Source organism: Promicromonospora kroppenstedtii, from assembly GCF_044389675.1.
Classification (GTDB): domain Bacteria; phylum Actinomycetota; class Actinomycetes; order Actinomycetales; family Cellulomonadaceae; genus Promicromonospora; species Promicromonospora kroppenstedtii.
The window spans coordinates 1-13,471 of sequence record NZ_JBIRYI010000004.1; the positions used below are offsets into that span (position 1 = coordinate 1).

Below are 13,471 nucleotides of genomic sequence, written 5' to 3' on the forward strand. Positions count from 1 at the left end.
CACGCGATCGACACCGACACCGCCTGGCTGCGGTCGATCTACGTCAACCCCCACGGGCGCCTCCTGGCCACGACGTCCACGTCCCGGTTCCACCCGCACGGTCTCGCGAGCCTGTTGCGGGCCAGGGAACAGGGCATCTGTGCCACCACGTGGTGTGACGCCCCGGTCCGGCACACCGACCACATCACGCCGTATGTAGAGGGTGGCCCGACCAGTCTCGACAACGGGCAGGGCCTGTGCGCGAGGTGTAATCACGCGAAGCAGGCCCCGGGCTGGTCGCAGAAGACGACCCAGCTCGATGGTCGGCATGCGGTCGAGACGGTCACCCCGACGGGGCACACCTATGTCTCGGTCGCGTCCACACCACCGGCCCCAGCAAGGACCAGTGACACGACACCGGGCCGGGACACGGCACCCGCGCGTGACGCGTCCGCCCTTCCTGGCGTGCCCTCGGCGCGTGCCACTGCCTCAGCGCGTGAGGCGGAATCGATCGCGAGCTCGACCGGGCTTGGCAGCATGGCAGCAGGCAAGCCGGCACTCGTCGCAGATACCTCGGCAGATCTCGTCTCGGCGGCCAGCGAGCCCGACTACGTTCCGGACGCGACCCCGACCCGCGACGTCACCGCCACCCCGCCCTGGACCCCCGCGGTCGGCATGACCGGCCCCGCCCCGGGCCGCATCCCACGCAGCCGCTACTCCATCGGCTGCCACACCACGCTCGCCCACGGAGCGATCCCCTACCGACCGAGCCCACCAGCCCGCCAAATCCGCCCGGCCCAGCAACCACAGCACCGCCCAGCCAACCGGGCCCCCGGTCGAACCCGCCGCCCCGACCTCTCCTGGACCCACCCCACCTGACTAGCCCGCGATCTCCGGCGCCACCGCGTACGCGATCACCGTGATCGAGTTGTTGAACGCGTGCACCACCACGCCCGGCCATACCGAGTCGCTGCGCCGGCGGAGCTCCGCGGTGATGATCCCGACGACCAGTGCGGCAGGGAGCACCACGTTGATGCCGTGCAGCAGCGCGAAGATCACGGCGCTGCCGACCGTCGCGATCACCGGCCCGTACCGGAGCAGGCCGGTGGTCACCACGCCGCGGAAGAGGAGTTCCTCGCCGATGGGGGTGAGCACCACCAGCCCGATCGCGGTCACCGCCAGCAGCCAGATACCGCCGCTCGCTCCGGCGGCGTAGCCGGCCTGGGTGTCCGTCGGGGCGTCGGTCAGCCACATGAACAGCGGCACCAGCACACCCTTGGCGAGCAGCGCGACCGCACCGCCCGCCACGCCCAGCCAGAGCCAGCGCGCGCTGGTCCGCCGGACGCCGAACGACTCCACCGGCCGCCGGCGCACGAGGACCGCCACGCCGAACCCGGCCATCCCCGCGATGCCCGACAGGCAGGCCAGGAACGCGCCCCCGACCGCCCCCGTCAAGTCGATCTGGTCGCTGAGCAGGGCCGGGAGCGCGAAGCCGACCACGGCCATCGCGGCGATCCCCACCGCGATCTCGAGCCAGCCGGGCCGGTCGGTCCTGATTCTGGTGTCCATCGCACCAGTTCAGACCGTGCCCCGGGGGCACGGTCAAGGCGGCACGCGGCTATCCCGGCACATGCCCCTCGGCGTACTGTCCCGCGTACTCCGCATCGGCCGGCACCACGGTGATCACGTCGATCAGCACCCCGTCCGGCCCGCCCACGATGAAGTGCCGCTGCCCGAACGCCTCCGTGCGCAGGCCGAGCAGCTCCGGCAGTCCCGCCTCGCCGACGAGCCGCCGGTGCTCCGCGTCGACGTCGTCGACCTCGAAGTTGAGCAGGAGCCCGCCCTGGACCGGGACGCGATGCCCCTCCGGGATCGTCGGGTGGGTGTGGTCCAGCAGGGCGAGCTCGTACTGCGGGGCGTCCGGCCGGTGCAGGCTCACGTACCAGTCGGCCTCGAAGGTGACCTCGAACCCGAGGTGCCGGGTCCAGAATTCGCGCGCGGCGGCGACGTCGCGCGTCGCGATCACCGGGTAGAAGCTTCCGAGCGTGGTCATGTCGCGTCTCCTTCGACTCTCCCGTTTGGCATACCCTGGGTATGTGAAAGTAGCATACCCAGGGTATGTGAACGAGAGGGGACGAGGATGACCAGGGCGGAGCAGCGAGCGGCGACGAGGCAGGCGCTCCTCGCGGAAGGGCGCAGGCGGTTCGCCGCCGACGGCTACCACGCCGTCGTCCTCGCCGACGTCGCGCAGGCGGTCGGCGTGACCAAGGGGGCCGCCTACCACCACTTCGAGAGCAAGGCCGGGCTCTTCCGCGCGGTCGTCGCCGAGGTGCAGCACGAGCTGGGGGAGCGGGTCGCAGCGGCCGCCGAGGCGCACACCGGCCCGTGGGACCAGCTGCGCGCCGGTTGCCACGCCTTCCTCGCCGCCGGCCACGATCCGACGGTGCGCCGGATCGTCCTGCTGGACGCCCCGGCCGTCCTCGGCTGGGACGAGTGGCGCGCCATGGACGAGGACTCCTCCGCCCGCCACCTCGCCGAGGCGCTGACCGGCCTCGTCGAGGCCGGGGTCATCGCGGACCAGCCCGTCGAACCCCTGACCCGCCTGCTCTCCGGTGCCATGAACGAGGCGGCCCTGTGGCTGGCCAGGTCACCGGGCCCGCAGGCGCTCGTCCAGACCGAGCGGGCGCTCGACAGCCTTCTGCTGGGCCTCAGGGTCCAGCAGCCGTGACCTCACGGCACCAGCACGATCCGCCCGAACACCGTCCCCGCGTCCATCTGCCGGTGTGCCTCGGCTGCCTGGTCGAGCGGCAGCACGTCGTGCACCACCGCGTGCAGCTCGCCGCGCGCCGCGGCCGCGAGCTGCTCGGCCCGGACGGCGGCCAGGGCGGGGGCGGGCACCGAGTCGAGGCTCAGCGTGCCGAACGTGCGCGACTGCTGGAACGCGGCCAGCAGTCGCCCGCCGAAGTCGGCCGGCGGCATCCCGGCGATCGCCCCGACCGCGATCATGCGCCCGTTCGGCGCGAGCCGGTCGATGAACTCCGGGGTGCCGGCCCCGCCCACGATGTCGACGATCACGTCGTAGGCCGCCGGCGCCGCCGAGCCACCACCTCCGGACCGGTCGAGCACGTGGGTCGCGCCCAGCTCGCGGAGGCGGTCGCCTCGTTCGGCGGACGACGTCGTCACCGCCACCGCACTCGCCCCGCCACGCACCGCGAGCTCCACCGCCGCGATGCCGATGCTGCCCGCCGCACCGCGAACCAGCACGGACTCGCCGGGGGCGAGATGGGCGTGCGCGAGCGCGAAGTGCGCCACGGGCGCCGAGCTCCCGAGGGTCACCGCGTCGGTCGCTGACAGCCCGGCGGGCAGCTCCACGGCGTCGTCCACCCGGGCGACCGCCTGCTCGACGTAACCGCCGCTCGTGCCGGTGAACGCCCAGACCCGGCGGCCCACCCACGACCCGTCGACGCCCGCACCGACCGCCGTCACGGTCCCGGCCACCTCGCTGCCGGGCACCAGCCCGGTGCTGAAGCCCCAGTCGCCGAGGGTGCCGCGCCGGATGACGGCGTCGACCCCGCCCACCCCGATCGCCTCGTTCTCGATGACCACCTGACCGGGTTCCGGTACCGGCGTGGGGAGGTTCGAGACCACCATCCCGCTCGGGTCGCCGAACTCCTGGATCGTCACTGCGCGCATCATTCGTCTCCGTGCGTTGTTCCGGTGCTTCGCCGGGGACGCTAACGGACGCCTGCGTCCACTTCGGGAAAGTGAGAGCGACGCCCGGACGATTGCCTCACATGCCGCGTCCGGACCTGCCCGGACGCCGGTCCCGGTGCCCCCTGCCCGGATCGCTCGTCAATCGGATGCGAGTGGCTGGACCGCGGTGCACGTTGGGAGTTGCTGGTGTCGATGCCCGGACGCCGGCCCCGAGGAGGAAGGAGCGCGACATGGTCCAGACAGTCGCCGATGTCATGACGCCGGCGCCGACGACGATCGGTATGTCCGAGACGTTCGAGGCCGCGGCCCGTGCGATGGCGGTCCAGGACGTCACCGCGCTCGTGGTCCGCGCCGGTTCCACCGTCATCGGGATCGTCACCGACCGGGACCTCGTCGTCCGGGGTCTGGCCGAGGGGCTCGGCCTCGAGGCGATGGTCGGCGAGGTGGCCAGCGAGGACCTCGTCACGATCGGGCCCGACGTGCCCGTGGAGGTCGCTGCGGGCGTGATGCACGCTGCCGACGCCCTGCGGATCCCGGTGGTCGACGGCGAGGTCGCCGTCGGGATCGTCTCGCTCGGTGACCTCGACCGGGAGGCTGACCGCACGCCGGCCGCCACCAGGTCTCAGGACCTGCCGTAGTGCGTCACGAAGTCCTCGACGGCGCACGCCGCCGCACCACGGGCCCAGTCGACGAACCGCAGCGGTCGCAGCTCGATCTCGGACCGCGCGGCTGACCCGAACGCCCGCTGCTCGAACGCGCTCCGGACGTGCGGGTCCATGACGTCGTAGTCCTGCTCGCCGCCGGAGCCGACCCCGGCCCCCGGGCTGCTCCCGATCGCCTCGCCCGTGATGACGATGTGCTGCGCCCCCAGCAGGTTGGCGATCGTCGCGATACCCGTGCCGACGGCGCGGCCGGCCTCGGCGAGCACCCGTACGGCGTCGGGCTGCCCGGAGCGTGCCAGGTCGGCGACGTCGCCGATGCCGAGCCCCTCGAACCCGGCCTGGGCCATGCGCTCCAGGATGCCGGCCGACCCCGCGATGGCCTCGACGCAGCCCCGGTTGCCGCAGTGGCACAGCGGCCCCTCGGGGTCCACGAGCACGTGACCCACCTCGCCGGCCACGCCGAAGCTGCCGTGCACCACCTGTCCGTTGACGAGCAGCGCGCACCCGATGCCGGTGCCGACCGTGACGAGCGCCAGCGACGAGATGCCGCGGCCCACGCCGTACCAGCGCTCGCCGGTCAGCAGGGCGCGCACGTCGTTCTCCACGGTGGTCGCCAGGCCCGTGCGCTGCGCCACGAGCTCGCCGAGCGGCACGTCGTGCCAGGCCAGGAACGGTGAGTAGGCCACGTGCCCCGAGGCGGCGTCGACGTCGCCCGACACGGCCAGGCCCACGCTGCCCACCTCGGGCCGCCCCGCCCGCAGGCCGTCGACCAGGTCCACGATCTGTCCGACGATCGCGTCGGGCGCGTGGTCGGCCACCGGCACGGTGACCTCGTCCAGCACCCGGCACCGCAGGTCGCAGACGACGCCGAAGAGCTGGTCCGCGGTGATCTTGACGCCGATCACCTGGTGCGCCCCCGCCTGCACGGTCACCATCGTCGCGGGCCGCCCCAGCGCGCCGTCGGTGGACGCCCGGTCGCCCGTCTCCAGCAGGAGCCCCGCCTCCAGCAGCGGCCGCACGGCGCGCGTGATCGCGCCCGGCGTCAGGCCGGTGTCCCGGGCCAGGGCGGTGCGCGACGCGTCCCCGCTCCGGACCAGCTGCTGGAAGACACGCGTCCCCGCCGGGCTGAGCGCGGGTGCGGCAGTTCTCGCGGACATGTCACGACTCTATCGGCGTCACTTAATTGACAGCAACAAAAAAAGACGCTTGAGTGTCCGCACCCAGCAACGACGCCGGAGGAGCTTCCATGTCAGTCCAGCCCGAACCCGACCAGAAGCGGCACGCCACCCGTTCGTGGCTCGCGACCGGCCTGGCGCTCGCCGTCGTGGCCGCGGCGGGGGTGGTGCCCGCGGCAGCCGACGCCGCCACGGCCGCGACCGCCGCCGCACCCGGATCGGCCTCCGTCGAGGCCGAGGCCACCCAGGTGGTCCTCGACGGCGCGAGCCGCAGCGGCTGCTCCGCCTGCTCGGGCGAGGGCAAGGTCGGCAGCATCGACCCGTCCGCCACGGTGGCGCTCCCCGGCGTCATCGCGCCCGAGGGCGGCACCTACGAGGTGACCCTGCACTACCTGAGCGGTGACGACTCACGCGCCCTGACCGTCACGCCCGACGGCGGCGCGGCCGTCACCGTGCCGGTCGCCTCCACCGGCGGCTGGGACCGCGTGGGCACCACCACCGTGGACCTGCCGCTGCGCGCGGGTGAGAACAGCCTGACCTTCAGCGCCCCCGCCGGTGCGCTCGGCCCCGACCTGGACCGGGTCGACGTCGCCGGCGCGACCGCCAAGGACTGGACGCTCACCGACCCCGACGCGGCCGACCCCGTGCCCGTCGACCCGACCTGGGTCGAGCCGGGGGGCAGGAGCGCGGCCCTCCGCGGCGGCGACGTCGTCATCGACTACTCGCTCGCCAGCGGCACCGCCGACGCCCGCTGGAGCGGTCGCAAGACCGTGACCGGCTTCTACAGCGGCGTGCGCCTGGGCGACGAGTTCGTCACCACCAAGCAGTACGACGGCGCCTGCCGGCTCACCGGCCGCACCACCGTCACCTGCGCCAAGCAGGGCCTGCCCACGCTGCGCCAGGAGTTCGCGTTCGACGGCGACCGCTCGTTCTCGGTGCGGCTCGACGTGACGGGCACCGACGGTCCGGTCGCCACCTCGATGATGGTCCCGGTCATGACCGACCGGCGCGGCTCGGTGGACCTCGGTCGCAACGGCGACAACCGCATGGTGCTGGTGCCCTTCGACAACGACCACTGGGTCCGCTACGAGACCCCGGCGATCAAGGACGTGACGCCCGCCCGGCGCAGCTTCGAGGTCACCGCGTTCGTCGACGACGCCTCGCGCCGCGGCCTCGTCGTCGGCTCCCTGGACCGCGACACGTGGAAGTCCGGCGTGGTGGCCGACGGGAACGACAGCGGCGGCCTGGACCGGCTGCAGGCCGCGGCCGGCCTGACCGACTGGAGCTACGACTACGGCGACGGCATGAACAAGTACCAGTTCAACCGCGAGCTCAAGCCGCACGCCGAGGTCAGCGGCACCACGGTGCGCTCCCCGCGCATGTTCGTGGGCCTGTTCCCGGACTGGCGCGAAGGCATGGAGACGTTCGGCAAGGCGGCCGCGCAGGCGGCAGGCTCCCGTACCTGGGACGAGGGCACGCCCTTCGGTTTCAACAGCTGGGGCGGGCTCGGCGCCCGCGGCGGCGACGCCGACGTCATGGACGAGGTCTCCCGGTTCCTCGCCGAGGAGACGCCCGGGTTCCGGAACACGACGTCGGCCCAGGGCCCCTACGTGGGCGTCGACTCCTACTGGGACAAGATGCTCGCCCCCGAGTACGCCTTCGAGGACCCGAACACCTCCTGGGCGGAGCTCGAGCGGTACGTCGCCGACGTGAAGGCGCGCGGCCAGGAGCCGGCGCTGTACTTCCAGCCGTTCGCCAACTTCTGGCGCGAGGGCCTGGACGAGAAGATCGGCGGCACCGCGCTCTGTGACACCTGCGAGAACCAGACCTACCGCGAGATGGCGCTCACGGTGAACGGGGTGCCCGTGAACATCGACGGCGCCTGGGCGCTCGACCCGACCAACCCCGGCGTGCAGAACCGCGCCAGGATCGCGCTGGGTAAGTTCCGCGAGCTCGGCGTGCGCTACGTCAAGCTCGACTTCCTGACCCACGGCTACGTCGAGGCCGACGACTGGTACGACACGGGAGTGCACACCGGCCAGCAGGCCTTCCGCCAGGGCATGGCACAGGTGGTCGACGTCGTCGGCGACGACATGTTCGTCGACCTGGCCATCTCGCCCCTGTTCGCCTCGGAGTTCGCCCACGCCCGCCGCATCTCGTGCGACGTGCACGGCGCCCTGAACAACTGGCACCCCACGCAGCCCGACCGCTACCAGAAGAGCACCGAGTACCTGCTCAACTCCCTGACCTACGGCTGGTGGCTCGACGAGGTCTACGCCTTCAACGACGGCGACCACGTCCAGTTCGGCAACTACGAGTACGACGGCGACGCCAACGCCTACCTGCTCGACGACCCGTACCCGAGCATCTGGCCCGAGGGTCAGAACCGGGCGCGTGTCACCTCCGCCGCCATCACGGGTATCTACCAGGTCAGCGAGGACCTCACCGCCACCGGCCACCCCGTCATCAAGGAGCGGGCCCGCGACCTGCTGCAGAACCCCGGCATCAACCACCTCGCCGAGCTCGGCCGGTCGTTCGCCCCGGTGCAGGCCGGACCCGACGCCTTCACCGCGGCCGACACGTTCGTGCTGCGCGACGGAGGGACCACCTACGTCGCGGCGTTCAACTACGGCGCGACGCCGCGCCGGGCCGACCTCGCGCTGCGCGACCTGGGCCTGGACGGCGGCCGGTACGACGTCACCGAACTCTGGACCGGCCAGGAGAGTCGCGCGGCGGGCAGGCTCCGCGCCGTCGTACCGGGCGAGGACGTGCGGGTCTACGCGATCGAGGCCGACCGATGACCACCGCCGCCGTCGCCCGACGGCCCCGCAACCAGCTCCTGCCCGCGCTCGGGATGATCGCCCCCGCGGCCCTGGGGTTCCTGGTCTTCTACCTCTACCCGACGCTGCGCGGCGCCTACCTGTCGCTCACCGAGTACAACGTGCTGGGCAGCCCCGTCTTCGTGGGCCTGCGCAACTACGTCGACATGGCACAGGACGACGTCTTCTGGAACGCCATCCGCGTCACGTTCCTGTACGTGGTGCTGAACATCGGGCTCCAGACCGTCCTCGCCGTCGGGCTGGCGGTGCTCATGCACCGGCTGACGAAGTCGGTGCTGATCCGCGGCAGCCTGCTGCTGCCGTACCTCATCGCCAACGTCGTCGTCGCCCTGCTCTGGTTCTGGATGCTCGACTACAACATCGGCATCGTCAACGCCGTCATCGACGCCGTCGGGCTGCCCAAGGTCGCCTTCTTCGGCGACGAGGCGTGGACCGTCGCCACGATCGCCGGCGTCAACACCTGGCGGCACCTCGGGTACACCGCCCTGCTCGTGTTCGCCGGCCTGCAGATGATCCCGGCCAGCGTCTACGAGGCCGCCGCCGTCGACGGCGCGGGGGAGTGGCGCACCTTCTGGCGCATCACCCTGCCCCTGCTGCGCCCCGTGCTCGTGCTCGTGCTGGTCATCACCGTCACGGGAGCCTTCCAGGTCTTCGACACGGTGGCCGTGACCACCGCCGGCGGACCCGGCAACGCCTCCCGCGTGCTCCAGCTCTACATCTACGAGCAGGCGTTCGCCCGCGGGCACTTCGGCTACGCGTCCGCCATGTCCGTGGTCCTGTTCATCATCCTCGCCGGGGCCGCCTTCGCGCAGATGCGACTGCTGCGTGCCGGCGAGTCCGACCTGACCTGATGGGAGCGCACATGCGTACACGGATCACCTGGGGCCGGCTGCTCGCCTGGGTCGTGCTGTGGTTCTTCGTGCTGGCCACCGTGCTGCCGTTCTACTGGATGCTGCGCACCGCGTTCTCGGACAACCAGGCGCTCGCCGCCCAGTCCTTCTCGCTGCTGCCCGCCGACTTCACGCTCGGACCGTTCGAGCGGGTGTTCGGCCTGGCCACGCCCGAGGAGGCGATGGCGGAGGGTGGCTCGGGCGCGTCCCTGAGCTTCTGGCTCTACCTGCGCAACTCGCTCGTGGTCGCCACGGCCGTGACGGTGGGCCAGGTGCTGTTCTCGTCGATGGCGGCCTACGCGTTCGCGCGGCTGCGCTGGCCGGGGCGAGACGCCTGGTTCGCCGTCTTCCTCGGGGCGCTCCTGGTGCCGCCGATCTTCACCTCGCTGCCGAACTTCCTGACGATCAAGTCGCTGGGCCTGCTGAACACGCTGCCCGGGATCATGCTGCCGAGCCTGTTCATGACGCCGTTCGCGATCTTCTTCATGCGGCAGTTCTTTCTCGGCATCCCCCAGGAGATCGACGAGGCGGCGATGATCGACGGCGCCAAGCCCTGGCGCATCTTCTTCCGGATCATCCTGCCGATCTCGGCGGCTCCGGTCACGACGCTCGGCATCCTCACGTTCATCAACACCTGGAACGACTACTTCTGGCCGCTCCTGGTGGGTCAGACGGAGGAGTCCAAGGTGCTCACCGTGGCTCTCGGCGTCTTCCGCTCGCAGACGCCGCAGGGCGCGCCCGACTGGGCCGGGCTCATGGCCGCGTCCCTCGTCGCGGCCCTGCCCATCGTGATCCTGTACGCCGTCTTCGGGCGCCGGGTCATCAACTCCATCGGTTTCTCCGGCATCAAGTAGCCGGGGCGGAAAGGAACACCATGAAGCGAAAGATGCTCGCGGGCGCCGTCGCCCTCGCGTCCCTGTCCCTGACCGCCTGCGCGGGCGGCCCGGGCGGCGTCGAGGCCGAGGGCCAGATCGACTACTGGCTCTGGGACTCGAACCAGCAGCCCGCCTACCAGCAGTGCGCCGACGCCTTCCACGAGGCCAACCCCGACCTGACGGTCAAGATCACGCAGCGCGGGTGGGACGACTACTGGTCGGCGCTGACCACGGCGTTCTCGTCGGGTACCGGCCCGGACGTGTTCACCGACCACGTGTCCAAGTACCCCGAGTTCGTCGCGAACGGCCAGCTCCTGGCCCTGGACGACCACATCGCCGACGTCGACCTCGACCAGTACTCGGCCGGGCTGGCGGACCTGTGGGTCGCGCAGGACGGCAAGCGGTACGGCCTGCCGAAGGACTGGGACACCGTCGCGATCTTCTACAACCAGAAGATGGTCGAGGACGCCGGGCTGTCGGAGAAGGACATGCAGGACCTCGACTGGAACCCCGACGACGGCGGCACGTACGAGGAGACCATCGCGCGCCTGACCGTCGACGCCAACGGGGTGCGGGGCGACGAGCCGGGCTTCGACAAGGAGAACGTCGCCGTCTACGGCCTGGGCATCCCCGGCGCCGGGTACGAGAACGGCCAGACCGAGTGGAGCATGTACACCGCCACCACGGGCTGGACCCACACGGACGAGAACCCCTGGGGCACGCACTACAACTACGACGACCCGCGGTTCCAGGACACGATCGCCTGGTGGTACTCCCTGATCGAGAAGGGGTACGCGCCGCCGCTGGAGACCACGATCGGCGCCTCGGTGAACGACAACTTCGGCGCGGGCAAGTCCGCCATCAACATCAGCGGCGACTGGATGCTCTCCACGTACTTCGGGTACGACGGCGTCGACGTCGGCCTGGCGCCCACGCCCACCGGCCCGAACGGGCAGCGGGCGAGCATGTTCAACGGACTGGCGGACTCCGTCTGGGCGGGCACGGACAACCCCGAGGGTGCAGCCAAGTGGGTCGCGTTCCTGGGCTCGACCGACTGCCAGGACCTCGTGGGCGCGGCCGGCGTCGTCTTCCCTGCGATCACCAGCTCGGCCGAGATCGCCACCGAGGCGTTCGCCGAGAAGGGGATCGACGTCTCGCCGTTCACCACCCACGTCGAGGACGGCACCACGTTCCTCTTCCCGGTGACCGACCATGCCTCCGACGTGCACGCGATCATGACCCCCGCGATGGACGAGGTGCTGGGCGGCAAGGCCGACGTCAGCTCGCTGACCGAGGCGAACGAGCAGGTCAACGCGCTCTTCGACGGCTCCTGACTCGGCTGACCCCGACGGGCCGACCCCGACGGGCCGACCCCGACGGGCCGACGGATCTCTCCTTCGAGGCCTAAGTTTCTTCGCTTTGGGATGCCCCAAAGCGAAGAAACTTAGGCCTCAAAGGGGAGGGGGCGGTCACGCCCGGGAGACTCGGCCCTTCAGCACCGGCGACAGCAGCATGACCAGCACCCCCGCGATCGGCACCACCAGCAGGCCGGTGCGCAGGCCCGCCGAGTCGGCGACCAGGCCCACGAGCGGCGGGGAGAACAGGAACCCGAGCCGCAGCAGCCACGACACGACGGTCAGGCCCGTGCCGGGGCGCAGACCCGGCAGCTCGTCGGCCTCGTGCATGGCGGCGGGGATCAGCGTCGCGCTGCCGAACCCGGCGGCGGCGAACCCGGCGATCGTGCCGGGCACGGTGGGCCAGGCCAGCGCCAGGCCCATGCCGAGCGCGATGATCACGCCGCCCGCGCAGGCGACCGTGCGCTGCCCGAACCGGTCCACCAGGCGGTCGCCGAGCAGCCGGCCCACGGTCTGGGCGCCGACGAGCGACACGTAGGCGGTGGCGGCCAGCGCGGCCGGGGCGCCGAGGCCGGCCGAGAGGTAGAGCGTGGCCCAGGAGCTGCCGGCGTCCTCCACGAGGGCCCCGCCGATCCCGATCAGGACGAGCGCCGTGATGATGGCCAGCGTGCGCGCGCTCAGACGCGGGGCGCGCATCCCGGTCGCCCGGGAGACGGGCGCGGCGTCGTTGTCGGCGGTCTCGTCGTCCTTCCCGGGCAGGAGGAAGCGCAGGGACACGACCGCCACGGTCGCGAAGATCGCCAGCGAGATGCCCAGGTGCACCTGCAGCGGCAGGCCGAGCGCGATGGCGCCCGCGGCCATGGACCCGCCCAGCACCGCGCCGATGGACCACACCGCGTGGAAGCCGTTGATGATGGACCGACCGTAGCGGCGCTGCACGCGCAGCCCGTGGGTGTTCTGCCCCACGTCGGTGATCGAGTCGGACGCTCCGCCGAGGAACAGGGCGGCCACGAGCAGCGCGAACGTCGGCGAGAGTCCCGCGGCCAGGGTGCCGAGCCCGGTCAGCACGGTGCCGACCACCGCGACCCGCCCCGAGCCGAACCGGCGCACCATCCAGCCCGCCGCGAGCCCGGAGACGATGGCGCCGGTCGGGAACGCGGCGATGGCCAGGCCGTAGGACGCGTTGTCGAGGTCGAGGGCGGTCTTGATCTCCGGCAGGCGCGGCACCAGGTTGGCGTACAGGGCGCCGTTGGTCAGGAACAGCGCGCCGACGGCGGCGCGGGCACGCCGGAGGGCGAGCGGCGGACGGGCGTCCGGGGAGAGCGACATGCCGACGAGCGTACCTGCGTTACGTACGTTCGTACACATCGCCCGCTACGCTGTGCGCATGGCTCACGACTACTTCGCCGGCGACCCCCGCACCCACCACGAGCGCATGCTCGCCGGCGACCTGTACATCGGCGGTCAGGACCCGGAGAGCGTGCGTCTCGCCCAGCGCGGCGTCGCCCTCGCCGACGCCTACCACCGCGCATCGGTCGCGGGCGACGACGGCGCCCGCGCCATCCTGGACGACCTGCTCGGCACCCTGGGTGAGGACGCCTACGTCAAGCCCCCGCTGTTCGTCGACTACGGCGGCAACATCCACGTCGGCCCGCGCACCTTCGCCAACTACAACCTGACGGCCTTGGACGTCGCGACGATCACTATCGGCGCCGACTGCCAGATCGGGCCGAACGTGCAGCTCCTCACGCCGACCCACCCCGTCGAGCCCACCCCGCGCCGGGACAAGCTCGAGGCCGCGCAGCCCATCACGATCGGCGACAACGTCTGGCTCGGCGGCGGCGTCATCGTCTGCCCCGGCGTGACGATCGGCGACAACACCGTGGTCGGGGCCGGCGCCGTCGTCACCCGCGACCTGCCGGCGAACGTCGTCGCCGTGGGCAACCCCGCCCGCGTGGTCCGCGACATCACCGAGGGCTGA

General features: G+C 71.8%; 13 protein-coding genes. 8 read left to right on the top strand and 5 right to left on the bottom strand.

Features of this window, described 5'->3' with window-relative positions; translation table 11 throughout:
- A partial coding sequence (locus ACH47X_RS07485; protein WP_397402898.1) for an HNH endonuclease occupies positions 1–858 on the top strand: 858 nt, incomplete at its 5' end.
- Here ACH47X_RS07485 and ACH47X_RS07490 read toward each other — a convergent pair.
- Positions 859–1,548 (bottom strand): CPBP family glutamic-type intramembrane protease, encoded by a 690-nt coding sequence (locus ACH47X_RS07490; protein WP_397402900.1) that lies wholly within the window; start codon positions 1,546–1,548, stop codon positions 859–861. It abuts the gene before it with no gap.
- 49 nt (positions 1,549–1,597) lie between these two features.
- Entirely contained in the window at positions 1,598–2,032 is a 435-nt protein-coding gene (locus ACH47X_RS07495) for a VOC family protein (RefSeq protein WP_397402902.1), read from the bottom strand.
- Positions 2,033–2,119: 87 nt separating this feature from the next.
- On the opposite strand from ACH47X_RS07495, the gene ACH47X_RS07500 reads away from it, so the two are divergent.
- The gene (locus ACH47X_RS07500) at positions 2,120–2,707 is read left to right on the top strand and encodes a TetR/AcrR family transcriptional regulator (RefSeq protein ID WP_397402904.1); all 588 of its coding nucleotides are present in this window, start codon (positions 2,120–2,122) and stop codon (positions 2,705–2,707) included.
- A 2-nt stretch (positions 2,708–2,709) separates the two neighbouring features.
- Here the strand turns inward: ACH47X_RS07500 and ACH47X_RS07505 are convergent, their stop codons facing one another.
- Complete coding sequence (locus ACH47X_RS07505) at positions 2,710–3,672, bottom strand: zinc-dependent alcohol dehydrogenase family protein (protein WP_397402906.1); 963 nt, start codon at positions 3,670–3,672, stop codon at positions 2,710–2,712.
- Between the two features lie 251 nt (positions 3,673–3,923).
- On the opposite strand from ACH47X_RS07505, the gene ACH47X_RS07510 reads away from it, so the two are divergent.
- On the top strand, positions 3,924–4,331 hold the full coding sequence (locus ACH47X_RS07510; protein WP_397402908.1) for a CBS domain-containing protein: 408 nt from the start codon (positions 3,924–3,926) through the stop codon (positions 4,329–4,331).
- Here ACH47X_RS07510 and ACH47X_RS07515 read toward each other — a convergent pair.
- Positions 4,316–5,512 carry an ROK family protein gene (locus ACH47X_RS07515; protein WP_397402910.1) on the bottom strand — a complete coding sequence of 399 codons (1,197 nt, stop codon included), beginning with the start codon at positions 5,510–5,512 and terminating at the stop codon, positions 4,316–4,318. The genes ACH47X_RS07510 and ACH47X_RS07515 overlap by 16 nt on opposite strands.
- An 89-nt stretch (positions 5,513–5,601) precedes the next feature.
- On the opposite strand from ACH47X_RS07515, the gene ACH47X_RS07520 reads away from it, so the two are divergent.
- The 4 genes from ACH47X_RS07520 to ACH47X_RS07535 are packed head-to-tail and all read left to right on the top strand — an operon-like array spanning position 5,602 to position 11,469.
- On the top strand, positions 5,602–8,331 hold the full coding sequence (locus ACH47X_RS07520) for a hypothetical protein (RefSeq protein WP_397402912.1): 2,730 nt from the start codon (positions 5,602–5,604) through the stop codon (positions 8,329–8,331).
- Positions 8,328–9,221: a carbohydrate ABC transporter permease gene (locus ACH47X_RS07525; protein ID WP_397402914.1), complete on the top strand. Its 894-nt coding sequence runs from the start codon at positions 8,328–8,330 to the stop codon at positions 9,219–9,221. The genes ACH47X_RS07520 and ACH47X_RS07525 overlap by 4 nt, the downstream gene beginning before the upstream one ends.
- Positions 9,222–9,232: 11 nt before the next feature.
- Positions 9,233–10,114, top strand: a complete 882-nt coding sequence (locus ACH47X_RS07530) for a carbohydrate ABC transporter permease (RefSeq protein ID WP_397402916.1) — start codon at positions 9,233–9,235, stop codon at positions 10,112–10,114.
- A gap of 20 nt (positions 10,115–10,134) precedes the next feature.
- Positions 10,135–11,469, top strand: a complete 1,335-nt coding sequence (locus ACH47X_RS07535; RefSeq protein ID WP_397402918.1) for an ABC transporter substrate-binding protein — start codon at positions 10,135–10,137, stop codon at positions 11,467–11,469.
- A 135-nt stretch (positions 11,470–11,604) separates the two neighbouring features.
- Here the strand turns inward: ACH47X_RS07535 and ACH47X_RS07540 are convergent, their stop codons facing one another.
- The gene (locus ACH47X_RS07540; protein WP_397402920.1) at positions 11,605–12,819 is read right to left on the bottom strand and encodes an MFS transporter; all 1,215 of its coding nucleotides are present in this window, start codon (positions 12,817–12,819) and stop codon (positions 11,605–11,607) included.
- Between the two features lie 58 nt (positions 12,820–12,877).
- Here ACH47X_RS07540 and ACH47X_RS07545 point away from each other — a divergent pair, with 58 nt between their 5' ends.
- Positions 12,878–13,471: a sugar O-acetyltransferase gene (locus ACH47X_RS07545; RefSeq protein WP_397402922.1), complete on the top strand. Its 594-nt coding sequence runs from the start codon at positions 12,878–12,880 to the stop codon at positions 13,469–13,471.

Bases quoted from the DNA above. Each gene is read 5' to 3' on its own strand.
- ACH47X_RS07490 (WP_397402900.1), bottom strand. From the start codon at position 1,548: ATGGACACCAGAATCAGGACCGACCGGCCCGGCTGGCTCGAGATCGCG.
- ACH47X_RS07520 (WP_397402912.1), top strand. From the start codon at position 5,602: ATGTCAGTCCAGCCCGAACCCGACCAGAAGCGGCACGCCACCCGTTCG.
- ACH47X_RS07525 (WP_397402914.1), top strand. From the start codon at position 8,328: ATGACCACCGCCGCCGTCGCCCGACGGCCCCGCAACCAGCTCCTGCCC.
- ACH47X_RS07545 (WP_397402922.1), top strand. From the start codon at position 12,878: ATGGCTCACGACTACTTCGCCGGCGACCCCCGCACCCACCACGAGCGC.
- ACH47X_RS07500 (WP_397402904.1), top strand. From the start codon at position 2,120: ATGACCAGGGCGGAGCAGCGAGCGGCGACGAGGCAGGCGCTCCTCGCG.
- ACH47X_RS07510 (WP_397402908.1), top strand. From the start codon at position 3,924: ATGGTCCAGACAGTCGCCGATGTCATGACGCCGGCGCCGACGACGATC.
- ACH47X_RS07505 (WP_397402906.1), bottom strand. From the start codon at position 3,672: ATGCGCGCAGTGACGATCCAGGAGTTCGGCGACCCGAGCGGGATGGTG.
- ACH47X_RS07515 (WP_397402910.1), bottom strand. From the start codon at position 5,512: ATGTCCGCGAGAACTGCCGCACCCGCGCTCAGCCCGGCGGGGACGCGT.
- ACH47X_RS07495 (WP_397402902.1), bottom strand. From the start codon at position 2,032: ATGACCACGCTCGGAAGCTTCTACCCGGTGATCGCGACGCGCGACGTC.
- ACH47X_RS07540 (WP_397402920.1), bottom strand. From the start codon at position 12,819: ATGTCGCTCTCCCCGGACGCCCGTCCGCCGCTCGCCCTCCGGCGTGCC.
- ACH47X_RS07530 (WP_397402916.1), top strand. From the start codon at position 9,233: ATGCGTACACGGATCACCTGGGGCCGGCTGCTCGCCTGGGTCGTGCTG.
- ACH47X_RS07535 (WP_397402918.1), top strand. From the start codon at position 10,135: ATGAAGCGAAAGATGCTCGCGGGCGCCGTCGCCCTCGCGTCCCTGTCC.